19 protein-coding genes are annotated in these 25,540 nt (G+C 46.1%); 5 read left to right on the top strand and 14 right to left on the bottom strand.

The features are described 5' to 3' along the window. Positions 1 to 56: 56 nt before the first annotated feature. Positions 57 to 602 carry an HdeD family acid-resistance protein gene (locus tag Q7P33_RS05170; RefSeq protein WP_303868051.1) on the top strand — a complete coding sequence of 182 codons (546 nt, stop codon included), beginning with the start codon at positions 57 to 59 and terminating at the stop codon, positions 600 to 602. Positions 603 to 676: 74 nt separating this feature from the next. On the opposite strand, the gene Q7P33_RS05175 is transcribed toward Q7P33_RS05170, so the two are convergent. The 14 genes from Q7P33_RS05175 to Q7P33_RS05240 form a co-directional block, all read right to left on the bottom strand. After that, a complete protein-coding gene (locus tag Q7P33_RS05175) occupies positions 677 to 1,909 on the bottom strand; it encodes a chloride channel protein (protein WP_303868053.1) in 1,233 nt (410 codons plus the stop codon). Positions 1,910 to 2,053: 144 nt separating this feature from the next. Beyond that, positions 2,054 to 3,124 (bottom strand): GGDEF domain-containing protein, encoded by a 1,071-nt coding sequence (locus Q7P33_RS05180; protein ID WP_303868056.1) that lies wholly within the window; start codon positions 3,122 to 3,124, stop codon positions 2,054 to 2,056. Further along, a complete protein-coding gene (locus Q7P33_RS05185) occupies positions 3,108 to 3,785 on the bottom strand; it encodes an L-fuculose-phosphate aldolase (RefSeq protein WP_303868059.1) in 678 nt (225 codons plus the stop codon). The genes Q7P33_RS05180 and Q7P33_RS05185 overlap by 17 nt, the downstream gene beginning before the upstream one ends. A gap of 306 nt (positions 3,786 to 4,091) precedes the next feature. Further along, positions 4,092 to 6,824, bottom strand: coding sequence for a methyl-accepting chemotaxis protein (locus Q7P33_RS05190; protein ID WP_303868060.1), 2,733 nt, complete (start codon positions 6,822 to 6,824; stop codon positions 4,092 to 4,094). 347 nt (positions 6,825 to 7,171) lie between these two features. Next, positions 7,172 to 8,833 (bottom strand): biosynthetic-type acetolactate synthase large subunit, encoded by a 1,662-nt coding sequence (gene ilvB, locus Q7P33_RS05195; RefSeq protein ID WP_303868064.1) that lies wholly within the window; start codon positions 8,831 to 8,833, stop codon positions 7,172 to 7,174. A gap of 194 nt (positions 8,834 to 9,027) precedes the next feature. Next, positions 9,028 to 10,692, bottom strand: a complete 1,665-nt coding sequence (ilvD, locus tag Q7P33_RS05200) for a dihydroxy-acid dehydratase (protein WP_303868066.1) — start codon at positions 10,690 to 10,692, stop codon at positions 9,028 to 9,030. Positions 10,693 to 10,897: 205 nt separating this feature from the next. Continuing rightward, positions 10,898 to 11,959 (bottom strand): 3-isopropylmalate dehydrogenase, encoded by a 1,062-nt coding sequence (gene leuB / locus Q7P33_RS05205; protein WP_303868068.1) that lies wholly within the window; start codon positions 11,957 to 11,959, stop codon positions 10,898 to 10,900. A 120-nt stretch (positions 11,960 to 12,079) separates the two neighbouring features. Next, positions 12,080 to 13,663 carry a citramalate synthase gene (cimA, locus tag Q7P33_RS05210; RefSeq protein WP_303868070.1) on the bottom strand — a complete coding sequence of 528 codons (1,584 nt, stop codon included), beginning with the start codon at positions 13,661 to 13,663 and terminating at the stop codon, positions 12,080 to 12,082. Between the two features lie 15 nt (positions 13,664 to 13,678). After that, complete coding sequence (locus tag Q7P33_RS05215) at positions 13,679 to 15,223, bottom strand: 2-isopropylmalate synthase (RefSeq protein WP_303868073.1); 1,545 nt, start codon at positions 15,221 to 15,223, stop codon at positions 13,679 to 13,681. Positions 15,224 to 15,536: 313 nt separating this feature from the next. After that, positions 15,537 to 16,529 (bottom strand): ketol-acid reductoisomerase, encoded by a 993-nt coding sequence (ilvC, locus tag Q7P33_RS05220; protein ID WP_303868076.1) that lies wholly within the window; start codon positions 16,527 to 16,529, stop codon positions 15,537 to 15,539. Between the two features lie 640 nt (positions 16,530 to 17,169). Further along, positions 17,170 to 18,306, bottom strand: a complete 1,137-nt coding sequence (locus Q7P33_RS05225; protein ID WP_303868079.1) for a DUF362 domain-containing protein — start codon at positions 18,304 to 18,306, stop codon at positions 17,170 to 17,172. Next, on the bottom strand, positions 18,299 to 18,787 hold the full coding sequence (locus tag Q7P33_RS05230; protein ID WP_303868082.1) for a nucleoside deaminase: 489 nt from the start codon (positions 18,785 to 18,787) through the stop codon (positions 18,299 to 18,301). The genes Q7P33_RS05225 and Q7P33_RS05230 overlap by 8 nt, the downstream gene beginning before the upstream one ends. A gap of 143 nt (positions 18,788 to 18,930) precedes the next feature. After that, positions 18,931 to 20,919: a bifunctional UDP-sugar hydrolase/5'-nucleotidase gene (locus tag Q7P33_RS05235; protein WP_303868083.1), complete on the bottom strand. Its 1,989-nt coding sequence runs from the start codon at positions 20,917 to 20,919 to the stop codon at positions 18,931 to 18,933. A gap of 154 nt (positions 20,920 to 21,073) precedes the next feature. After that, positions 21,074 to 21,703, bottom strand: a complete 630-nt coding sequence (locus Q7P33_RS05240) for an ECF transporter S component (protein ID WP_303868084.1) — start codon at positions 21,701 to 21,703, stop codon at positions 21,074 to 21,076. Positions 21,704 to 21,847: 144 nt separating this feature from the next. Here Q7P33_RS05240 and coaBC point away from each other — a divergent pair, with 144 nt between their 5' ends. The 4 genes from coaBC to Q7P33_RS05260 are packed head-to-tail and all read left to right on the top strand — an operon-like array spanning position 21,848 to position 25,461. Beyond that, positions 21,848 to 23,074 carry a bifunctional phosphopantothenoylcysteine decarboxylase/phosphopantothenate--cysteine ligase CoaBC gene (gene coaBC, locus Q7P33_RS05245; RefSeq protein WP_303868086.1) on the top strand — a complete coding sequence of 409 codons (1,227 nt, stop codon included), beginning with the start codon at positions 21,848 to 21,850 and terminating at the stop codon, positions 23,072 to 23,074. Further along, positions 23,074 to 23,838, top strand: a complete 765-nt coding sequence (locus Q7P33_RS05250; protein ID WP_303868088.1) for a threonine/serine exporter family protein — start codon at positions 23,074 to 23,076, stop codon at positions 23,836 to 23,838. Before coaBC ends, Q7P33_RS05250 begins: the two co-directional genes overlap by 1 nt. 2 nt (positions 23,839 to 23,840) lie before the next feature. Further along, the gene (locus Q7P33_RS05255) at positions 23,841 to 24,320 is read left to right on the top strand and encodes a threonine/serine exporter family protein (protein WP_303868091.1); all 480 of its coding nucleotides are present in this window, start codon (positions 23,841 to 23,843) and stop codon (positions 24,318 to 24,320) included. Further along, the gene (locus tag Q7P33_RS05260; protein WP_303868093.1) at positions 24,304 to 25,461 is read left to right on the top strand and encodes a hypothetical protein; all 1,158 of its coding nucleotides are present in this window, start codon (positions 24,304 to 24,306) and stop codon (positions 25,459 to 25,461) included. The genes Q7P33_RS05255 and Q7P33_RS05260 overlap by 17 nt, the downstream gene beginning before the upstream one ends. The last annotated feature ends 79 nt before the right edge of the window (positions 25,462 to 25,540 follow it).

Consider the following 25,540-nt stretch of genomic DNA (forward strand, 5'->3'; position numbering starts at 1 on the left):
TTAATAGCATTTGTAGCTCAGCTTATCGAAATTATTTTTAACCTGGAGGTAGAAAAATGGAAAACGCTGTCGGAAATGTAACAAAAGGCCATAAAGGTCTGGGAATTGCAGCTTCAATTATTATGATTCTGCTTGGAATCGGGGTTTTTATTGCACCACAGTTCTTTGTTAACATGATGATCTGGATCTTTGTTATTGGTTTAATGATTTATGGTGTTTTTATGATTTATGACTATGCCAAAAGTGAAATTAAAAACGGCTGGAGCCTGACTTCAGGGATTATGGCCGTCATTCTTGGTTTTCTGCTTGTCTTTGCACCGGCTTTAGCCCGGGCTGAGACCTTTGGATTTATGCTGGCGTTTATGACCCTATTCACCGGTATTAATCAGATCGCCGCCTCTTCGATGATGAAAAAACAGGGCGGTTCCGGTACTGGATGGCTGCTTGCTGCCGGAATTATCAATACCATCCTGGGTTTCTTCTTCCTTTTTAATCCCTATGTTATGCTATTTGCCTTTTCAATCATTGCCGGGATTTATTTAATCGTTGGTGGAATTGCACTATTCGCCTCTACCATGTCAAGCCATCCTGCTGAGCAATAAGTATTTCATCCAAAAACGGTCTCTAAAAAGTATACGCTTTAAAAAAGATCTGAGCTCAATGCCCAGATCTTTTTTTATTCTGTTTGATCCAGTCCCAAAAATCCCGGAATTGGAATGGCGCTACCGATTACTGAGCCTATCACCAGAGGAATAATCGCACTGAGGGGAAACATAATCAGCAATAACAAAATTACCGCCAATGGTTTTCGAAGAATTGCTCCGGTGAGACCAGCAGCGACCACAGCCACACAAAAAATGGGATCGATGGGTAGTAAAATCGCAAATGCATAGCCAATCGCTGCCCCAGAAAAAATCACCGGGAATATATGACCTCCCCGCCACCCCAGTTCCAAGCAGATATTGGTGATTAACAGTTTAACAATGGCGGTTACAAAAAGTAGCCCAACACCAATGCTTTCCCAGCTTGTCATCAGTCCGGTCATCTGGTGTTCACCGGAAAACATGGTGTAGGGTAAAAATATGCCCACCCCGCCGAGAATCACACCAGCTACCACCGCTTTCACCACCACCTTGTTTTTAAGCGGATGAATCGCTTTTTTTACAATACTCTTAAAGATGAAATAAAGCATCCCCAGTAGGCTCCCTGCCAGAGCCAGGGGAATCACCAGTGTCCATTCAGTGGTTCCCAGGGTTTTAATCTCAGGAAAATTTCCCAGACCATATCCGCCACCGATTGTGTGAGACAGTAACCGATATGCGCCCAACCCACCAAGAATCCCAACAAAATACAATAAAATTTTCTTATTTCTCGGTATCTTTTTTACACTGCCATCATCCTCAATCTGATTGACAAATCCAAACAGTGGTGAATTAAAAATTACGCCAATGGTGGCTGCCATCCCAATTTCAGCGATTTCATCTGCTTCGGTCAGGGCAAATTTCAGTTTGTCGGAAAACCAGAAACATAACCCCACAATAATCCCGGAGAGCCCGGCCTCCGGTCCCAGGCTGCCACCGAAAATTAGCGGTAACAGCGCCGCAATTCCAACAATATGAAGATTATTATACGGGACCTTTTGTCCGCTTTTTACCTCGGCCATGATTTCTGATAATTCTCTGGGATAGGGACCAAAGCGTTTTTCCCATAACCCGACCAGCACACCTCCCAGCGCACAAACCACCAGCGGATAAACAGCTAAATTTAGATTTTTGGGGATAACATGCCAGATAATTTCAATGCCATGATTTAATAAAAAGAGAATCAGCCAGGTGATCCCCCCAATGATCCCGCCTAAAATACCTACAACCAGAATCATCACCAGGTTTTTTTTCAGCTCAAGCCACACGTTTCACCTCCAGATGCGTTCCCGTCATTAACCGCCCGCTTGCTACCAGTTGTCAATGACATTATTAAAGTCATTATACCCTAAATTCACACAAACTCGCAATCGTATCCATCGGTTAAAAGACTAAAAGCACCACGGCCACGGCTACAGCCGTTCAGTACTGAATTGTACTCGATTCTTGCCGAATTCTTTGGCCTTATACATGGCAATATCCGAATAGTTCAGGAGTTCTGTCGTGGTAACTCCATCCTGGGGAAAGCAGGCAACTCCAAAGCTGGCACTGATATTTAATTCCATGTTTTCAATTACAAAGGTCTCCAGCAGTGCAGTTCGAATTTTCTCAACATATTCTAAAATCTCTATTTCAGTGAGATCACGTTGTATAATCAGAGTAAATTCATCGCCCCCCAGACATCCCAGCATATCCTGCTGATAAATAATCTTCTTAATTTTATCGGCAATGGCTTTCAGTAGCAAGTCCCCAATATAATGGCCTTTATAATCGTTAATTCTTTTAAAATTGTCAAGATCAATAAACACCACCGCAAAATGTGCCACTTGTTCCTGACAGCGCTCAACCAGAGCATCAAGCTTACCAATAAGCATCTCTCGGTTAGGCAGTCCGGTTAAAACATCGGTAAAGGCCAGATAATTGAGCCGCACCTCCCGCTGTTTCATTTTGCGGTTCAGTTCCTTTAACTTAACATTTTGTTGTAAAAATTCTTTTTCTGAACTGGCCAATTCATCATAGAGGGCGCTAAGTTCCATCTTCTGTTCGGTTATCTCGGTTAATTTGGTACTGAAGCTATACTCATAAAACGAAATAATACTGATCGTGATGATGGTACACAGCGGTACCACCACCCCCGGGAGCGCCTCCAGATTCCCCTGTCCGATAACCACCCCGAACAGCACCAGTAACGACGCCAAAATATTTATACCCACCGCAATCTGATAGCCTTTATTCCGTACCGCAACCACCAGATAGACCGATACCATCACTTGTATTTGTGCAATGACTCCGGCAATATTGCTTAAGGCAGAGAGCCGCACCTGGAGAAAAATAACGGTTATGAACACGATTACGCAAATCGCAATTTTCAACGCCGAAACTATTTTATTTTCTGTACCCGTCTTTTTCTTTTCCAGGTAATTTTTTTTCAGACTTGTCAAATCCTTGCTTTTTTCCATCGATTCCTCACTCATCTTTTTCATCTGGTTCATGATAGGACACTTTTTGACCATAGAAACGATCAAACTTAACGACCATCCTTGCCATTTCATCCGCATCCAGAACGACCGGAGTGCCAATGGCTCTGGCTTTTACATAAACCTCCGCACAGTGCTCTATTTGTTCGGCGATGTTAAAGGCATTGAGAATATCTGTGCTGCCCGTCAGCAAACCATGGTTAGCCATTAACACCGCAAAGCGATCCCGCATCGCCTCAAAGGTTTTTTCTGCCAGTTCCATAGTGCCAAAAGAGGCATAATCGGCGCAGCGCACATCCAATCCTGAATAGGCCACCAGGTAACTGGATGCCGGTAGCGGCTGGCGCAGGGTTGCCAAAACGGTTGAATAAACCGAATGCGTGTGAACCACCGCTGCAATATCATCCCGCCTGACATAAAAAATCCGGTGCAGTTCATACTCACTGGATGGCTTTCGGCGACCATCGACAATTTTTCCATCAAGATCCATCACTACTACATCTTCCACTAAGGTTTCAAAATAATCGATGCCGCTGGGGCTGACAGCCATCAAACCCTTTTCACGATTTAAAATACTGATGTTGCCACCAGTGCCTTTCGTTAATCCGGCTGTAATCATCTTACGGCAGTAGTTAACCACATCTTGCCGTTCTTTTTGTAATAGCACATTATCACCTTCTTACTTGGATATCGTTTTTTTAGGCTGTAAAACAACAGAATCGTTTTTCTATGCATTATTTTTATATTTTAACATAGAGAATTTGACTAGACAACGTGTGGCGTATAGTGTGACAGAATTTTTACCACTGCGGACAAATATCATTATCTTTATCATCGAGACTTTTAAAAAAAGCCCTGCTGATCAATCCCGTTTGACTGCATCGGCAAGGCTTTGTTATCATCTGTCCTTGGTTTTTCTAATGATTTACTCTGTTAGTTCTCAATATCGGACGAGTCTTCAATTATTTGTTTCCTAATATTTGTCGTTGTCATCCAGCACAATTTGAGGTTCAAAAGAAAGATCTGCTTCGTTTTTGATCGCTTTCGCTTCTTCAAATCGAGTTTGTATTTTTCGTGTCTGGCCAATACTTTTTAATTCAAAAGCGCCAACCATTTGTTTGAGCATTTCGGCCTGACCTGATAATTCTTCACTGGCAGCAGCACTTTCTTCTGCCGTGGCCGAATTTGTTTGCACCACCTGGGAAACCTGTTCAATACCTTTGGTAATCTGGGCTATTTCCGAAGCCTGATCGTTGGATGCCTGGGCAATGTTACCAACAAGGCTGGTTACCTGCTCAATTTCATTCAGTATTTCCTTGAGACTTTCGGCAGTTTCATCAGCAATCCGGGTGCCTACTTCCACTTTGTCGATGGAGCCTTCAATCAGACCTGTGGTTTCTTTTGCCGCCTCAGCACTTCGTGCTGCCAGCGTTCTGACTTCTTCTGCTACTACCGCAAAGCCTTTGCCATGCTGACCCGCCCGGGCTGCTTCCACAGCAGCATTCAGGGCCAAAATATTTGTCTGGAAAGCAATGTCATCAATCACTTTGATGATTTTAGAAATATTGTTGGAGGATTCACTAATTTCATCCATGGCGGTAACCATTTTTTCCATCTGATCATTTCCCACTTCGGCATTTTTTCGGACTCTTACTGCCAATTCGTTCGCCTGATTTGCATTCATAGCATTTCGCTTGGTTTCTCCTGCGACTTCTTCAATCGATGCCGTTAACTCCTGGATCGAGCTGGCTTGTTCCGTGGTTCCCTGCGACAGATTCTGACCGCCATCCGAAATCTGTCTGGCCCCCATTTCAACCTGTCCGGCGGCATCGTTGATTTCCTGCATGGTCTGGCTGAGCTTGTCATTAATCGCATTGAGGGATGTTTTAATAGGTAGAAAATCCCCCAGATACTCACTTGTAATTTCCTGATTTAAACTACCCTGTCCCATGGCTTCCAATGTTTCTGAAATTTCGTCGACATAGCGTTTTAGGAAGATGATCGTATTATTTAAAGCATTCTTGATCTGAGCATGGTCGCCTTTGTATTCACCGGACATTGTAATTTTCAGATTTCCGGTGGATAACAAATCCAGAATCTCTGCTGCTTCAGTCAGTGGCTGTATGATGGCATCCAAGGTCTGATTAAAGCCATCGATAACCTTGGCAAATTCACCCTGAAATTTAGAGGTATCACCCCGATTTGCCAAATTCCCTTCAACGGCAATACTGGCCATGCTTTCCGTTTCCTGAACCAGGCTTAAAATGTTTTCGATCATGGCAATCAGGCTGGGGTTTAACGTGTCATTTTCGCTTCGCTTGCCGATCTGCTGCAATGTTTCCAGATCGCTCATATCTCCGGACGCAATATGAGTGGCAACATTAACCACCCGAATCAGACGCTCATGCACCGTATTGATGGCTTTTGCAATATCAGCGTAAATTCCCAGGTACTGGCCGGTCATTTCCTCAGAATAGTCATTAAGGCTCATCTTTTCAAGAATCCGTTTGCCTTCCGATAATGCGCTTAGCCCATCAATACAGGTGTTTAAATTGTTCTTTATAATATTAAAATCACCCTCGTAGTTATCCGTAATCTTTTGCGGAATAATTCCCTGACTGATCTGCTCCACATAGTCAGCTGCAACATTCAGTGGTCCGACCACCGCATCCAGTGTCGCATTAACCCCTTCAACGATTTCTCTATATCCACCTGCAAAAGCCGATGCATCACCTCTGGTGTTCAGTCTTCCTTCCACAGCAGCAGCCGACAACCTATTTGCTTCTTCAATCAGTGCCCGAATGGTTTCGATGATCTGTTTAAGCGCTGGTGCCAATTCATCCTGATCATCCCGAGGTACAATGTTGGCACTGACATCCCCAGCTGATACATCATTTAATGTACCAACAATCACTGTTTGAATGCTATCTGAAAATGTATCCAATGCATCAGCCATCTCGCCGACTTCGTCTTTTCGATCCATCTTAAGTCGGATCATAAAATGACCGTGATTCATCTCTTTTAGACCTTCTGAAACCTTTTGGATGGGTTTTCCAATAATCTTGCTCAAAAATATTCCCAATGCAATGGCAACGATCATCCCTAAAATTGTGATGACCGATATTAGGGTAACTGCCGCAGTTGTGTCACGGGTGTTCTCACTGATCTGGGCTTCTCCGGAATCAACCTTCATTTTAATCAGCTCACCCATTTCTGTAATCGCTGTTTCAAACGATGTTGTTAGTGACCCCGTTTCATCAAGCATCGCCAATGCTTCTGCATCTTTGTTTTCTGCTGCTAGACCGGCCGCCGTATCAATTTGTTTTTCAGCTTCGGAAATAGTTTCTTTAAGCTTGGCAAACTCGACCCGTACCTCTTCTTTGACAATTGTCGCTTCAAATTTGTCCATTGAAGAGCTGATCATTTCTTTTTCGGCTGCAATCTCCTCGGCATCTTTTTTAATTTCGTCTGGATTAGATTCTAAAACCATATCCACTAATTGATATCTCATTTTTTCCAGACTTGAAAGTAAGTTTCCGGTACTCATATGCGCAGTGGTCACATTATTGTAAGAATCAATGTAGGATGCATTGATTTTATTTAGATTAAGCACACCGATTAATCCGACAATACCTGCCACCAGAGACACAAGAATAAAACTGATTACCAGTTTACGGGTGATCTTCATGTCATAAATCCATTTCATTTTGCTTTGCTCCTTTGTTGAAGTATTGATAAAGAACTTTGTAAATTAATTTGTAAGTTTAAATTTTAGTCAGTGCTAATTTTTTCTTAGTCGAAACAGACTTCCGCTCCTTTCAAAACCAAATCATTTTTTTGTTTCACTAAGCCACGTATCAGATAAAAAATAAACACTCTACTTATTATTCTAATCGTTATTATACAATTTTTATTATTGAAATACTATTGTTATTTAATAATAACTAATATTTATTATCTAGTGCCATTTCCTTTTCACAATGCCAAAATGAAAAAACTTTGCCTAAGAGTCGCTACTCCATCGGCAAAGTTTTTTTATAATTTCCAAGTTGTCTATTCGTAATAAATCTCGTCTATGGCGCAACCAGCTGGAACAATGGGATAAACCCCTTCTTCATTCGAGATCTTGACGTGAACCAGCAACGGACCCGGTTGGTCTTTGATTGCTTCCAGAGTCTGATTCAGTTCGTCCATGGTGGAGACCTTGTAACCAGGGATACCGCTGGCAGCAGCCAGCATAATGTAGTCGGTGCATTGAACAATGTCGGTCTGGGCATAGCGCTTGTCGCTGAACAGCTTCTGCCATTGTCGTACCATTCCCAACGATTCGTTGTCAAACAGGAAGATCTTTAACGGAATCTGGTACTTGCTGACAGTGATCAATTCCTGACAGTTCATCCGGAAACTGCCGTCACCAGCAACGAGCAGCACATCGGCATCAGGATTGGCCAGCTTAACGCCAATCGAAGCCCCCAGTCCGTAGCCCATGGTGCCTAAACCACCGGAGGTGATAAACTGAGCCGGACGCTTAACGTTCCAGTATTGGCCGACCCACATCTGATGCTGCCCAACTTCGGTGACCACAAAAGCTTCCGGATAGGCGGCATTAATGGTGTTGAGGATATTCTTGGGATGATAATCCCCTTTTTCGGCACAGGGAATAACCCAACCCTTGATTTTTTCATACCATTCCGGGTAAGATTTTTCTTCAATGTCTTTGGTGAGCAACGGCAGCACATCTTTGATATTGCCCTGAATCTGAATTTCGGCCGGAATATTTTTGGCAAATTCAGTGGGATCGACATCGATATGGATGACTGTTTTATTGCGGACAAAGGCATCGCAGTTACCGGTAACCCGGTCGCTGAAACGGGCACCGATGGCAATCAACAAATCGGAATTGATAACCGCCAGATTAGTTTCCTGGAAGCCGTGCATACCAACCATTCCCATCGACAGCTCATGATCCCGGGGAATGCCCCCTAATCCCATCAGCGAGTTGGCCACTGGAATGCCGGATTTTTCAGCAAAGGCCAGCAGTTCTTCATGGGCTTTGGATTTAAGCACCCCGCCACCTGCATAGATCATTGGTCGCTGAGCGTTATTGATGGCTGTCACCGCTTCTAAGATCTTTGATTCCTTGATGTCCGGATAGATCTGGCGCAGCTTGGGGATAAACATTTTCTTGTATTCAGTCTTTGCCAGAAAGATGTCCTTGGGAATATCGATTACAACCGGGCCGGGCCGTCCCGATTGAGCAATCACAAAGGCTTCCCGGATCGTGTCGGCCAGGTCTTCTACATTGGTGACCAGATAATTATGCTTGGTAATTTGCATAGTCACGCTGGTGATGTCAATTTCCTGGAAGGAATCCTTGCCCAGCAAAGGCGAAGCTACCTGACCGGTGATCACAACCAGAGGCACCGAGTCCAGATAGGCATTGGCGATTCCGGTAATGGCATTGGTTGCACCAGGGCCGGAGGTGGTAATGGCGACCCCCACCGTATCACTTGTTCTGGCATAGCCATCGGCGGCATGAACCCCATTTTGTTCGTGACAGGGGCCAATTTCGGTAATATCATGGTCGAGTCGATAGAAGGCATCAAATAATGGAATGACCACCCCGCCTGGGAATGAAAAGACATGTTTGATGCCCTGTTCTTCCAGACAGCGGACGGTGATTTCCGACCCCAATAATAATTCTTTGTTATTCAAATCTTCACTTCCTTTCTATTTTTGGTTGAGATTAATTCATTTAGACTATCCGTTCGTTGGCGGACGATCGGGGATGACCAAGGGGTCAGACTCTCGCCCCTACGAACCGGGATTATTGTTAGTTATTTTTATTATTTTGATAAATGTAATATTTGTTTATGGGGCGGGTAGTACCCACCCGATGCTTTTATTTTTTATTTTTCAAAGACGGCGCCGGTGGAGGCGGAAGTTACCAGTCGGGCGTAGCGAGACAGATAACCGGTTTTAATCTTTGGTTCCAAAGGTACCCAGGCAGCTTTTCGCTGTGCCAGAACGGCATCATCGACCTTTACAGATAAAGAACGGTTGACAATATCGATGGCAATGATGTCACCCTCTTCAATTAAACCGATGGTTCCGCCAGCCGCAGCTTCCGGAGAGACATGACCGATACAGGCACCCCGGGTGGCACCCGAGAAGCGGCCGTCGGTAATCAAAGCGACATCCTTGTCCAGTCCCATTCCAGCAATGGCCGAGGTTGGGAACAGCATTTCCCGCATTCCCGGGCCGCCTTTGGGGCCTTCATAACGGATCACCACCACGTCACCCGCCACAATTTTTCCAGCTTTAATGGCAGCAGTGGCTTCTTCTTCGGAGTTGAACACCCGGGCTGGGCCTTCATGTTTTAGCATTTCCGGCGCCACTGCCCCCTGCTTAACGACGCCGCCATCCGGGGCTAGGTTGCCAAAGAGTACCGCCAGTCCTCCGGTGGGGCTGTAGGGATTGGTTAGTGGGCGAATGACTTCCGGGTTTTTATTGTAAACACAAGTCAGGTTTTCAGCAATGGTTTTACCAGTAACGGTCATTAAAGACGTATCAATCAGATCGGCATCGGCCAGAGTTTTCATAACGGCCTGAATCCCACCAGCAAAGTACAGATCTTCCAGATGGTGATTTCCGGCCGGGGCCAGCTTACACAGGTGTGGCGTTTTAGCAGAAATCTCATTGACTTCTTGAAGATCGATGCAAACACCGGCTTCATTGGCAATGGCAGGCAGATGGAGGATGCTATTAGTCGAACAGCCCAGAGCCATATCACAAGCCAGGGCATTTCTGAAGTTAGCATCCGTCATAATATCCCGGGGTTTGATGTCCCGTTTCCACATTTCCATGACCTGAATCCCAGCTTTTTTAGCCAGACGAACCCGCTCCGCAAAAACAGCGGGAATGGTGCCATTGCCAGGTAGACCCATGCCCAACACCTCGGTTAGACAGTTCATGCTGTTGGCGGTGAACATTCCCGAGCAAGAGCCACAGCCGGGGCAAACGGAATCCTCAAAGGATTTCAGTTCTTTTTCGTCAATTTTGCCGGCGTTATAAGCCCCCACCGCTTCAAAGGCGGTATTTAAGTCGGTGTCTTTCTGACCCACGGCTTTCCCGGTCAGCATCGGCCCTCCACTGACCACCACTGCGGGAATATTGAGCCGAGCAGCGGCCATCAACATGCCGGGGACAACCTTGTCGCAGTTGGGAATCAAAACCAGCGCATCAAGGGAATGAGCGGTGGCCATGATTTCAATGGAATCGGCAATTAGCTCCCGTGATGCCAGAGAATATTTCATTCCGACATGACCCATGGCGATGCCGTCGCAAACCCCGATGGCCGGAAATTCGATGGGAGTTCCCCCAGCCATGCGAACGCCTTCCTTGACGGCTTTGGTGATGGTATTTAAATGGATATGGCCGGGAATAATTTCATTAAACGAATTGACCACCCCGATTAAAGGTTGCTCCAGTTCTTCATCGATATAACCCATGGCTTTGAATAAAGAACGTTGCGGCGTTGTTTCGACGCCTTTTTTTACACGATCACTTTTCATTTGATATCCTTTCTGTTATGGTTTTTATTTGAGGGACGCACAGGGACGGACGCACACGGGGACGGTTCTTTTGTGTCCTCCGATTAAAATATTAGTAGTTGACACAAGAAAAACCATCCCCTTGTGCTTGTCTGTCTTCCGGTTAAATTATTAATAGTTGACACAAGAAAAACCGTCCCCTTGTGCTCACTTTATGTTCTAAATTTTACAGGTTTTCGATGATTTTCTGGCCCATTTCAACGGTGCCGACCAGGGTCATGCCGTCACTGAAGATATCACCAGTGCGGTATCCCTGAGCCAGGGTTTTTTGAACAGCGGCTTCGATGGCATCGGCCTCAGCAGTCAAATCCAGTGAATAGCGCAGCATCATTGCCACCGAAACGATGGTGGCAATCGGGTTGGCTTTATTCTGGTTGGCAATATCTGGAGCCGAACCGTGAATCGGTTCAAACATCCCAAATTTGCCATCGGCCATGCTGGCAGATGGCAGCATTCCGATGGAACCGGTGATCATGCTGGCTTCATCGGATAAGATATCACCAAACAGGTTACCGGTCACGATGACGTCAAACTGCTTAGGGTTGATGACCAGTTGCATCGCCGCATTATCCACATAAAGATGGTTCAGTTCAACCTCCGGGTAATCTTTGGCCACTTCTTCGACACAGCTACGCCAGAAGCGGGAAACCTCCAAAACATTGGCTTTATCGACATTGGTCACTTTTTTATCACGCTTCATGGCAATTTCAAAGGCTTTTTTGGCAATTCGCAGCACTTCCGGTCGGGTGTATTTCATAATATCCCAGGCCGCTTCGTCACCGTCCCGGCCTTTTTCACCAAAATACACATCGCCGGTCAGTTCCCGAACGACCATGATGTCCAGACCGTCACCAATGATTTCCGGTTTTAATGGGCAGGCTGCTTTAAGCTCCTGATAAAGAATCGCTGGTCGCAGGTTGGCATACAGTCCGAGGCTTTTTCGAAGCCCCAGCAAACCGGCTTCCGGTCGTTTATCTCCCGGCAGGTTGTCCCATTTAGGTCCGCCCAGGGCACCCAACAACACGGCATCACTGGCCAGACAAACATCAACTGTTTCCTGGGGCAATGGGTTATCACAGGCATCAATGGCAGCACCACCGGCTAATACTTCGGTGTAGTTAAACGTATGATTGAATTTTTCGGCAATTTTATCTAAAACTTTAATGCTGGCCCCAACAATTTCAGGGCCGATTCCATCACCAGGAATCACGGCTATTTTATAATTCATTTATTCTCCTCATTCTGTTAAAAGTTTTCATTTTATATATGGACGTTTGTGGGCGATTGATCCTGGCCAAAGAGTCAGGCTTCGCTCCAACGAGCCATGGTGCTAGTATGTTATCCGGTTTTATTTATTTTCCCGTTCCTCATCGCTCAACAGCTTGTATTCAATGGAGTCGATCAGGGCAATCAAACTGGCTTCGATGATATCTGTAGATACCCCGACATTGGTCCAGATGTCGATGCCATCGGAGCTTTCAATCAGCACCCGTACCTTAGAAGCAGTGGCTGATTTGGAATCAATAACCCGAACCTTAAAGTCGGTCAGGCGCACCTCGCTGATTTTGGGATAAAAGACTTCCAGGGCTTTTCTAAGCGCCTTATCAAGGGCATTAACCGGACCATCACCTTCAGCGGCATTGATTTCTGATTGGCCATCGACGTTGATTTTAACCACCGCCGAGGAACTGAGGGCTTCTTTGGTATGGGTTTGTTCCCCAATAGTTTTGAAATCTTCCAGGGTAAAAAATGGTTTATGCAGCCCCAGCTCTTTGCGGATTAACAGTTTAACACTGCTTTCGGCCCCTTCAAACTGATAGCCCTGGTATTCCAGCTCTTTGATGCGATCCATCACTCGGGTGGTTTCATCGGACTTTTTGGTCAGGCTCGGGTCAACTTCGTTGATCAGCTGAATAATGGTGCTACGACCCGAAACCTCGGACATTAAAATCCGCCGTTCGTTGCCGACTGCTTCTGGCGAAACATGTTCAAACGAGGCTGGATTTTTCATAACGGCGTCGATGTGCATGCCACCCTTGTGGGCAAACGCTGATTTACCAACAAATGGTTCGCGCCCGGTGAGGGCGTAATTGGAAATCTCAGCAATTCGAATTGCCGAAGACGTCAGTTTTTGCAGTTCTTCCTCCGCCAGACAATGGAAGCCCATTTTTAGCTGTAAATTTGGGATAATGGTGGCCAGATTGGCATTGCCGCACCGCTCGCCATAGCCCAGGAAGGTTCCCTGAACCTGACGTACACCAGCGTGAACAGCCATCAGTGAGTTGGCCACTGCCAGACCACTGTCGTTATGGCAATGAATCCCCAGGGGAATCCTTAATTTCTGGCTGACATCGGTAACAATTCGCTCAATTTCATAGGGTAGGGTACCGCCATTGGTGTCACAAAGCGCCAGACAATCGGCGCCCCCTTCCTGGGCTGCCAGCAAGGCTTCGATGGCATAGGCCGGATCATTTTTATAACCATCAAAGAAATGTTCGGCGTCGAAGGTAACATCTTTTCCCTGAGCTTTTAAATAGGCCATGGTTTCTTCGATCATTTTCAGATTTTCGGCCAGGGTGGTTTTGATGATATCGGTGATGTGAAAGGTCCAGCTTTTTCCAAAGATGGCCACCGCCGGGGTTTCTGTTTCCAGAATCGCCTTGAGATTGGCATCATCTTCCACGGCAATACCACCACGGCGAGTGCTGCCAAAGGCCACCAGCTTGGCATGGTTAAGGCGCATCCCTTTGATGCGATTAAAAAACTCAATGTCTTTCGGGTTGGATCCGGGGTTTCCAGCCTCAATATAATCAATCCCCATTTTATCCAAGGTTTCGACCACCCGGATTTTGTCTTCTACCGAAAAAGAAATTCCCTCGGCCTGGGCACCATCTCTTAGCGTTGAATCAAAGACTAATATTTTTTCTGACATGCCAATTCCCCCTTATCACGGTTTTGAACCGAATTCTTCCTGACCTTGGCTCTCTTTAATATAGAGCATCTGGTTCACAGCATCAACATAAGCTTTCAGGCTGGCATCGATGATATCGGTACTGAGCCCCCGGCCATGGTAAACATGGGTGCCGTCCGATATTTTGACCTGGGCTTCCCCCTGAGCATCGGTTCCGTCGGTAACGGCGGTCACCCCATAGTCAATCAGGGTCAGCTCACAGTCAACCAATTCACTGATGGCTTTAAATCCGGCGCTGATGGGGCCATCGGCCAGCGACACCTCTTCAATCAGATCGCCATTCTTCCGTAAGCGGATGGTGGCAGCGGTGGAGATGGTGTTCCCGGTACTGATGACAAAGCGATCCAATGAGTAAACCTCGGGAATGGCTAATTGTTTTTGTTCGACCAGGGCCAGTATGTCCTTATCTGAAATGACTTTTTTCTTATCAGCCAGAACCTTGAATTGATTGAATAAATCCAGTATTTCCTCTTCGCCTAAGCTATAGCCCAAAGAGATCAGTTTGTCGACAAAGGCATGCTTGCCGGAGTGTTTACCCAGCACCATTTTGTTTTCTTTTAGCCCAATTGATTCTGGTGTCATAATTTCATAGGTTTCTTTATTGGCCATCATCCCATGTTGATGAATCCCTGATTCATGGGCAAAGGCATTTTCACCGACAATGGCTTTATTCGGCTGAACCCGCACACCTGTTAACTTGGATAACAAGCGACTGGAACGATAAATCTGCGTGGTATCAATATTCGTATCAACCTGGTAAATATCATGGCGGGTCTTTAGAGCCATGACAATTTCTTCCAGGGCAGCGTTACCAGCCCGTTCGCCGATGCCATTAACCGTACATTCCACCTGACCGGCCCCAGCCTGAATGGCCGCCAGCGAGTTGGCCACCCCCAGCCCCAGATCGTTATGAACATGAACAGAAATGGTGGCCTTGTCAATGTTGGGGACGTTGTTGCGGATGCCTTCAATAAATTTAAAGTATTCACCGGGGGTCGTATAACCGACGGTATCGGGAACATTGACAATGGTAACCCCCTGATCGATAACCCCTTCCAGCACCTGGTATAAAAATTCCGGTCGGGTTCGGGAGGCATCTTCAGCCGAGAATTCCACCTCACCGCACAGGTTTCGGGCAAATTTGGCCATCGCTATGGCTTTTTCAAGAACCGCTTCCGGGGACATCCGCAGCTTGTATTCCATGTGAATATCCGAGGTTGCCAGAAAATAATGGATCCGCGGGTTGACCGCCCCTTTTAAGGCTTCATAGGCAGTTGTAATGTCTTTTTCGGTACTACGGGCCAGACTGGCAACGGTAGCGTTTTTAATCTCATTGGCAACCAGTTGAACCGATTCAAAATCACCAGGAGATGCAATGGCAAATCCGGCTTCAATGACGTCAATTCTCAGACGTTCGAGCTGTTTCGCCATCTCTAATTTTTCTTTCAGGTTCATGCTACAACCCGGTGACTGTTCCCCATCTCGAAGGGTGGTATCAAATATTTTTACTATTCTGCTCATTGCATCTCCTCCTAATTATTTTGTTTTTTTGTTTTAAAAAAAGGCAGAAGGTCTTCTGCCTTTGAGGTTGTCGATCAACTACCGTACCGACCAATTGTTAATCTGTTGTTCGCCGCGCCATGCGAAATCCGCTTTGCTCCTTTCGCATTGGTCGCGGGCAGTCGCCAACTATAAGCAAGCTTATGATTGGCTCGTTGCCTGCGCGCAGAATCGGACAGGCTCTGCCGTGTCCGCTCCGATGCGTAGGGTCTGACCCCTAGGTCACAACATAATATAACAATTGTCGGTACTTGGTTATCTTTTTTTGTGTCAGCTATTTTTTAATCCAGGACATCATGGTTCGTAATTCAGCGCCTACTTTTTCTACCTGAGTTTCCGTTTCAATTCGGCGTACGGCATTGAAGTATGGTCGATTTGCCTGGTTTTCTAGGATCCAGTTACGGGCAAAGGTACCATCCTGGATATCGTTAAGAACACCCTTCATGGCTTTTTTAGTGTCTTCGGTGATGATTTTGCTGCCCGTGATGTAATCACCATATTCAGCGGTATCACTGATGGAATAACGCATGTAGCCCAGTCCCCCCTGAACAACCAAGTCGATGATCAGTTTCATTTCATGGACACATTCAAAATAAGCACTTTCTGGTTGGTATCCCGCTTCGACCAGGGTTTCAAAACCAGCTTTCATCAGGGCGGTTACCCCACCGCAAAGAACTGCTTGTTCACCGAAAAGATCTGTTTCGGTTTCTTCTTTAAAGGTTGTTTCCAGGATTCCAGCCCGGCCACCACCGATTCCGGATGCATAAGCCAGTCCCAGATCATGGGTATTGCCTGATGGATCCTGGTAAACAGCAATCAGACAGGGAACCCCACGGCCTTCCTGATACTGACTTCGGACTGTGTGCCCCGGTCCTTTGGGAGCGATCATGAACACATTAACATCAGCTGGGGGAATGATCTGGCCGTAATGAATATTGAAACCATGGGCAAAAACAAGGCTGTTACCAGCTTCAAGGTTTGGTAAAATACTTTCTTTGTAGATCGCTGCCTGTTTTTCATCCGGAAGCAGAATCATGATAATGTCTGCAGCTTTGGTGGCATCAGCAGCAGTCATAACTTTTAAACCAGCTTCTTCAGCAATCGCCCAGGATTTGCTGCCTTCATACAGACCAACAATGACATTGACCCCTGATTCTTTCAGATTCAGGGCATGCGCATGACCCTGACTTCCGTATCCAATAATTGCAACTGTTTTTCCATCGAGTAACCCCAGATTACAATCTGCATCGTAAAATAATTTTGCCATTTTCTAATTTCCTCCTTGAAATGCTTTAATAATTTAATTTTATAATTATATAAATTCACTTGATGTGACCATTATATACTCACGTTAGTTGTGTAAACCGTACCGACCAATGACCAAGGGGTCAGACTCTTGTTAATCTGTTGTTTGCTGTAACAATTGTCGGTACTTACTTTTTTTGTTTAATATGCTTACCCGCATAGTTTTATAAACTAAAAAAACCGCCTCTGTATAACAACAGAGGCGGATATCAGTATCCACGGTACCACTCTAAATTCAAAATAGCTTTACAACTATTTCCTCTTCTGGTCTGAACGCAAGGCGAACTTAACCATAGTCATTTAACGTTGACATCCCGGACGGGATTACGGCCTTCCCTACTAATTGGGTAAATGTTCAGGTTGGCAGCTCGCAAGTGAGTATTACATACCATCGTACTATTGGAATTACACCATCCTCCAACTCTCTTAAATACAATTCTTGGTATCTTTCTCTTGGTCATAGCAGTTGTTTTATTCGATTATTATTTTACTTACTTTAAGTATTTGAGTCATTATATCGATTTATTCAGCCTTTGTCAATCATAAAATATTGGAGAAATCATGATATCGGTTTCTAGTTTAAACCATTGTAAAGCCAACGCTTAAACCTCGGTAATCTCATATTCCTTATTGCCCAAACCCAGCTTAACGGCATGATCAACACAGACACGCCAATTCGTCTCCGGATGCACTAAAGTAAAGACATCCAGATTGGACAAATCCCGCTCATCCTTTTTACTAATCCGTTCCTCGGCACAGCTGCCCCGAAGAATCCGGGCGTTATTACAGGCATCGGCGCAGGCCATATCAAGCGCCACCGGATCGAGGGAGGCAAAAATGCCGACATCCTGAATAATTGGCAGATCGTTTTCAACATGGCAGTCGCAGTTAGGCGACACATCGATAACAAAGCTGATGTGGAAATGCGGTCGGCCGTCCAACACCGCCTTGGTATATTCGGCAATTTTTTTATTGAGAACATCATTGCTTTCATCATATTTGGGCGAAATGGCATCAAAGGGACAGACCCCAATACAGCGGCCACAACCGACACAGAGATCATCCTTAATTCTGGCCTTGCCATCCTCGACACGATAGGAAATCGCCCCAAAGGCACAGATCTTGCCACACATCTTACAGCTGCGACACTTCTTTTCCTTGACAAAGGGCTTGCTGTTGGAATGCATTTCCATCTTGCCCCGTCTTGAACCGCAGCCCATCCCGATGTTTTTTAGCACCCCACCAAATCCAGTATTTTCGTGGCCCTTGAAATGGGTCATCGAGATAAAGACATCGGCGTCCATAATCGCTCGGCCGATTTTGGCACGTGTGACACATTCGCCGCCAGCAAGGGGCACCTCAATATCATCGGTACCTTTGAGACCATCGCCGATAATCACATGGCACCCGGTAGTGAAGGGATTATAGCCATTTTCGTAAGCGGCATCGAGATGCTCCAGGGCATCCTTGCGCCGTCCCACGTAAAGGGTATTGCAATCAGTCAAAAAAGGTTTGCCGCCTTTTTCCTTAATCATATCGACAATCACCTTGGAATAGTTGGGCCTTAAATAGGCCAAGTTTCCCGGTTCACCGAGGTGGATCTTAATGGCTGCAAATTTATTTTCAAAATCAATCTCGGCCATCCCAGCAGCAGTAGCCAGTTTTTCCAACTTTTTTAGAATATTATTGGAACCCGTTGTTCGTAAGGTTGTAAAATACACCTTTGATTTACTACTCATCTTCATTTCTCCTTTGCTTGAAAAAATCTTTCAGTATTTCTTCGCATTCTTGTTCACAGATACCTGCATAAATTGCCATCTGTTTGGGGAGCATCGGATGCTGGCCCAGCCGGGCCGTCGATTCGACCCCGCCAAATTTTTTTTCGGTGGCACCATAAATAAGCACCGGAATCCGGGCCTGAATAATAGCGCCCATGCACATCACACAAGGTTCGGCCGTAACGTAGAGCTGACAGTCATCCAACCGCCAGCGCCCCAGTTTCTCAGCCCCGGCCCGGATCACCAGCATTTCGGCATGGGCAGTCGGGTCGGCCAGACCTTCTTTGTGGTTATGAGCCCGGGCCAGGATCTTGCCATCGCAGACCAGCACCGCCCCAATGGGAACCTCGCCTTTTTCAGCCCCGACTTTGGCCGTTGCGATGGCCAGAGCCATCAGCTCCTGTAGGTTGTTTTTTTTGTCGATAGATGGCACCTCCTTCATTGAACATCAAAGCAATTCGGTAATTTACGCAGAAAAACTCGATTGCTTTGATGTCTGTTTTCATAAATAATTTTGTAACGTGTAGGCGTACAGTGTAAAAATTGTTTGATGTAAACAAGCAGTAAAGCTCCCCATTTTAGCAATTACCGGCATAAAACAAGTCCCCAGCCCCATTGACCATAGCCGGTGCGGGGATTATTGGCCGACTGCTTTTGGCTCGGCTGAGGATTGGGCACCGGTTGAGGTGCTGTTCCAGCCGTTACATTGGGGGTGTTGATGGCGGCCATAAAACGGTCGTTACCAGCGTTTTGCAGATAACTGATAAAAGCTTCGTCGCAGGCCGCATACTCATTAACAATGGCTGCCGCCTGTAAGCCCGGATAATCTTTACTGGTAGCCAGATAATTATTACAGGCAATGGTGTAGGTGCGATTGGGGTCCAAATCCACTCCACCGACCTTGGCCGAATATACCCGTTGTCCGGCAGGGCTGGCTAAATCATAAGCAGCGGTGATGCCGCTCCACTGGAGATAACTGCCGCTGTTACTGGGCCAGGAATTGTCATTTTTGTCTTTGGCAATCTGGTTATTGACGCCGATTTCGATGCTGGTTTCCAGCATCTTTTTAATGTCGGCGCCAGTCACATGCTTAGTCACCAGATAATTACCAAAAGGCAACACATCGATCACCTGACCTTTGGTGATCTCCCCGGCTGGAATCTGGGCCCGGATTCCCCCGGCATTTTCCACAGCAATTTCAGCACCGGTAACAAAGCGATAGCTATCAGATAAGGCTCGACCGAGATTCAACTCGCCCAGCCGGACATCCTGCCAGATATTCTCGGTGGCACCGCCCAGTTTAATCGGGGTATTGCCAACCACCTGTTTTTTGATGGGATCTTCCCGAGCTTCGATGGCTGCTGTCAGAGCGGCCACCGTGGGATCAGCCGGAACCAACTCATCGGTTGCCTGAGCAACGGTTGTCAGGGTTTCGGTTTTACTCACAACTGTATAGGTAACTTCCGTCGCATCAAGTTGAATCTCTGGCGGCGACGCCTCAATACCTTCTTCATCCGAAGTTTGGATTCCTTCGACGTCGGTTTCACCACTCCCATTTGCTTCCCATCCAGCTTCCGCCGGAATTTCTTCTGACACTTCCAGATCAGGTAGTTCTGCCGTGATTTCTTCATCCGCTGCGGTTTCGTTGGCTGCTACTGTTTCGGTTGGGGCTACTTCCCCATTTTCCGCTTCTGGAACATCGAGCCGGGCCGCCAGTGCCACCACCTTTTTTAATGTAATTTCAACTTCACCCACAGCACTGGAATAACAGCCGGTTTGGACAATCAGAGTGCCGTTGACTTCCCGATTTTCGACATCATGGGTATGGCCATCGATAATCACATCGATGCCGGGCGCACCTTCTGCGATGGCATCACTTCGCATTAAGGTGCCATTATCGGAATCGCCAATATGGGTCAGTGCGACAATCACATCACAACCCTGAGCTTCCAGTGCCGTCACGGATTGCCGGGCGGAAACCAACACCGATTCCCGGGTACCAAAGGTCAGTCCGACCACATTGGCTGGAGCCGTGTCGGAGTAAATATCCGGGCTGATCAATCCAAAAACGCCAACTCGGATAACTTCGCCATCCACGACAATGTCTTTGATTAGATAATCGTCACTAAAAAAGGGATTCCCGGATTCGCTATAGGTCACATTATTGCCGAGAATTTTAGTATTGGCCATGATGCCCAGTTCCAGCAGACGGGCGCTGCCGTAATTAAAATCGTGATTACCAGGCGCAATGGCATCAAAACCTACCGCTGCCATCAATTCAGCAATCGAACCGCCGGTTTCGATGGTGGCAAAGGACTGTCCATGAAAAATATCCCCAGCATCCACCACCAGATCCGGGCTTTCCTGATTAATAATGGTTTTTAGCTTAGCATAACCAATGGTATTGTTTTTAGCACTGTAGCTATACCGGGAATGAGTATCATTGGTGTGAATGATTTTGATGGTAATGGTCTGATCGTCGTTGACGGTGGCGGCGAAGGCGGTGGTGCCAAAACAGCCAGTAACCATCATAAACGCCAGTACCCAACCAAGAACTTTATTAATCCTCTTCATCACAACTCCTTTTTACTTTCTGGTATTTTATACCCATTATATATTTTTTCTAAGAGATCGCAAAGTAATAAAACCGATTTACTAAATAAAAAAAACTGCAACGGGTAATAAACCCGAAACAGTTTTTGTAAATTTAAAATTTATGTACGCAGACTTATTGCAGTGCCGGTTTTCCGATATACCGCAGCAACGCCTTACAGATAGCGACCGTGAGTATTCCCGCTACAATTGCTTCCGGCAAACCGTTGATGGCAATAACCGACAGGATAACGCCATACAAAGTGGACACGGCCACATTTTTGGCTTCTGCATAACTCTGTCCGAAAAATAGATAAATAAAATTCATAACCAGCAGGGTATTGGTCAGTGATCCTGCCACCCCGGCAAAGCCCAATGCCAAAACGTCATTATTTTTTATCTTTTTCATGCCTTTGTAGACATAATGGGGAACCACACCAACCAAAATTCTGGGAACAAAACAGATCACCAGACTCCAGAAGTTTCCGGAATAGGTTCCCAGCGAATAAAACGGCGTGAACACAAAGGATGTCACTGTTGGGTTAAAGGTGTTGTTGATCAGGCTGGTTAGTCCAAAAACAAATCCCAGAAAAGCACCATAAAACGGTCCCAGCATAATACTGCCAATAATGACAGGGATATGAATGATGGTAGCCCGGGTGAATCCCAGCGGAATATAGCCAAGAAACGGTGTAACTGCCAACAAGACGATAATTGCCACAAAAAAGGATAGTTTGACCAAATCGTTGGTCTTGATATTTTTCATTTTTACCTCCTGCTATCGTTCCAGTCAAGCCGGATACAATGCACCTCTATTCTAACGTCTTTTTTATTTATTTTCAATAAAAATTTACTTTGATCCTGGATTTACTTCTGGCCCCCGGGTTTGGTATAATGATTATGAAAATTAATGAAAACAGTTGGAAAAGGAAAATCGATGAAAAATCTATTAAAAAATAAAACCGTTGTTCTGGGTATTACCGGAAGCATCGCCGCTTATAAAATGGCCAATGTGGCCAGCAGTCTAGCCAAAATGGGCTGTGATGTTCAAGTCATCATGACCAAAAACGCCCAGGAATTTATCGCCCCCCTGGTCTTTGAAAGCTTAACTGGCAATAAGTGTATTGTGGACACCTTTGACCGCAATATTCGTTATGATGTCGCCCATATCAGTCTGGCCAAACGAGCCGATCTTTTCATGGTGGCACCGGCTTCAGCCAACGTTATTGGAAAAATCAATGCCGGGATTGCTGATGATATGCTCACCACGACCATCATGGCCTGCCATTGTCCCAAGCTGATTGCCCCAGCCATGAATACCGCCATGTACGAAAACCCGATTGTTCAAAATAATCTGAACAGTCTCAAAAAACTGGGGTATCAGATCATCGATCCGGCGGTTGGGATGCTGGCCTGTAAAGATGTTGGCGCTGGCAAACTTCCCGATGAAGAACTGCTGATCAACCACATTCTCCGGGAAATTGCCTTTTTCCACGATCTCAAAGGCAAAAACATCTTAATTACTGCCGGTCCCACCTGTGAAGCCATCGATCCGGTTCGTTATATCACCAATCATTCCAGCGGCAAAATGGGTTATGCTTTGGCCCAGGCGGCGATGCTGCGAGGTGCCAATATAACCCTGATCACCGGTAAAACCGCCATCACGCCTCCGGCCTTTGTCAATGTTGTTCCGGTCGTTTCCGCCAGCGACATGTGCTCACAGGTGATGGATCATTTTGAAGCCACCGATATTGTCATTAAAGCGGCTGCCGTTGCGGACTTTAAACCCAGCGAAGTAGCCACGGAAAAGATAAAAAAACGGGATGGAAAAGCAGTTATTAATCTGACACCGACGATTGATATTTTAAAAACCATCGGTGAAAAGAAACGTCCCGACCAGTTTATCTGCGGTTTTTCGATGGAAACTGAAAATATGATCGAAAATACCAAAGAAAAGCTCTATTTCAAAAATGTGAATATGATGGTGGCCAATAATTTAAAAGAAAAAGGTGCCGGATTTAATACCTCTACCAACCGGGTGACGATTATCACCCTGGAAAAAACCGAAGCCTTGCCGCTTTTGTCCAAGGATGCAGTTGCCCACCGGATTCTTGATGCCATCCAGGACGAACTGTAATGACCATTACCCAGCTTAGTCATGTGGCCATGGAAATGGGAGTGATCCTCCTTTCCAATGGCGCCGAAACCTATCGGGTGGAGGAATCAATGCATCGGATCTGTATTGCCCTGGGCGCCAAAGAAGTAGAAATATTTGTTGTACCCGCTACCATCATACTCTCGGTTACTCTAGAGGGTGAGGTTCCCCTGACCCGAACCCGACGCATTCATTCCCGTATAATTGATTTGACCAAGGTCTCAGAAATTAATCATTTATCCCGTCAAATCTGCTATGAACCCACTAACTACAAAGACCTGATTGCAGAAATCCGGCGCATTGATACCATCCCTTCATATCCCTATTATCTTCATGTCCTGGCTTTTGCCTTTATTTCCCAGATGTTCACGCTTTTTTTTGGTGGCAGCCTGGTTGATAGCGGAATCGGATTTTTAATTGGAATTGGTATTAAATTGCAAATGGACATTATGGGGCGCTTTGAAGCCAATGTTTTTTTCACCAATATTGTTGGCGGGCTAATCGCCTCCACGGTTGCGGTTACCGCAACCGGGCTTGGTCTGACCACCAATATGAACACGATTATTATCGGTTCGATTATGACCCTGGTACCCGGACTGGCGATCACCAATTCGATCCGGGACATTATTGCCGGAGATTATCTCTCCGGACTGACCAAGGGCATTGAGGCATTGCTCATCGGCGCCGCCATTGCCGCCGGGGTCGCCGTTCCATTAAGTTTGTTACGACCATTCTGGGGAGGTTGAAAATGAATTATATCGCACCCTGTTTATATGCCTTTGGCGCCTCCCTGGCCTTTGCCATTGTCTTTAATATTCCCCGTAACAAATTGCTGCTTTCGGCTCTGGGAGGACTACTGGGCCAACTGGTTTACGTGGTTTTTCAACTGATCATTGGCAATGATGTCATTCTCTATCTTCTGGCCACCATTGCCATCTCCCTTTATGCGGAGGTGATGGCCCGGTTAACCAAATCGCCGACCACCATTTATCTGGCAGTGGCCCTGATTCCACTGGTTCCGGGTGGTGGCATTTACTATACGATGCTCTATTTTATAAACGGCGAAATGGATCTTGGCATCACCACCGGGGTACACACCCTGCTGATTTCGGGTGCCCTGGCTGTGGGGATCATTATGATTTCTTCAACAGTCAACCTGGTTCGTAAGGTAATGCTGGGAAGTTCTTTAAAAATAGGAAAGAAGCTAAAACATGGCAAAAACGCTTAAACGCTCGTTTATCTTTGTTGTCCTGACCGGCTTGATTGTTTTACTGTGGGTAAATTTACTACCCCACACCGAGGATACGACTAAAATGGCTGATTACACCACCCAAGCTTCGGAAGCGCTGATTCCAGTCGATCCACTTTCTCGGGAAGCACTGGATTGTCAGGCCTTTATCAGCAATCACCTGACCTCACCATATGGCGGCATTTACACCAATTATCAAAGCACCGCCCAAACCGGCGACTTATCATCTGGGCATGAAGTGCTTTCAGAGTCAATGGGACTGTTATTGGAATATGCCCGCTTAACTGGTGATCAAAAACTATTTAACGACACTGCCAACTATATTAAAAATTATCTGATGGTTGATGATATTTTATTGTGGCGGATTGTCGAAAACAGCGATCCGATCACTGACGTTTCGGCCACCATTGATGATCTGCGGATTTATCAGACCCTGGCCCTGGCAAAAAACCAATGGCCTCATAATGATGCCGCCGCAGAAGTTTTTAAAACCCTGGAAACTCAATTGACTTCTAAGGGATTTCAATCCGGCTACCTGGTTAATTATTACAGCAGTACCAGCCCCACTCAGGATAAAACCGTGGAGGTGGCCTATATCAATCTTTCGGCCATCCAGACGCTGGCGGCGACCAAGCCTGAAATGGCCGCGGCAGTCACCACCAATCAACAGATTCTGCTGGGTAGCTTTATTAGCAAAACCTTGCCACTTTACCATAAAAGCTATGAGCCGTCAAAAAAAACATATAGCGATGCCAATGGAAGAATAAACATTCTGGATAGCCTGATGGTGATGCTGAATCTGGCTCAAGTTGGGATTTATTCCCCGGAATCCATCAACTGGCTGGAAGAGCGTACCGCCAGTGGAACCCTTTATTCCTTTTATGATTCCCAAACCGGGGCCGCACTGGATACCCAGGAGTCATCAGCCGCCTACGGCCTTGCTGCTCAGATCGGTGCCACCCTGGGAAATGAGTTCCTAACCGGCAATGCTCTGACCCAGCTTAAAAAGCATCAGAACAGCGATCCCCTCAGTCCCTTATTCGGCGGTTTCGGCTACAACAATAACGCTTATTCCTACGACAACCTCCAAGCCCTGCTGGGTCTGGTTTATCACAAGTGATTGCTTCGGCGATATGACAAATAAAGGTGGTTGCGAAACTGCCGTGAGCTTTAGTCCCAGTTTCGCACGAAATACCAGA

Origin of the sequence: Acetobacterium wieringae, assembly GCF_026646375.1 — a bacterium.
Taxonomy (GTDB): Bacteria; Bacillota; Clostridia; order Eubacteriales; family Eubacteriaceae; genus Acetobacterium; species Acetobacterium wieringae_A.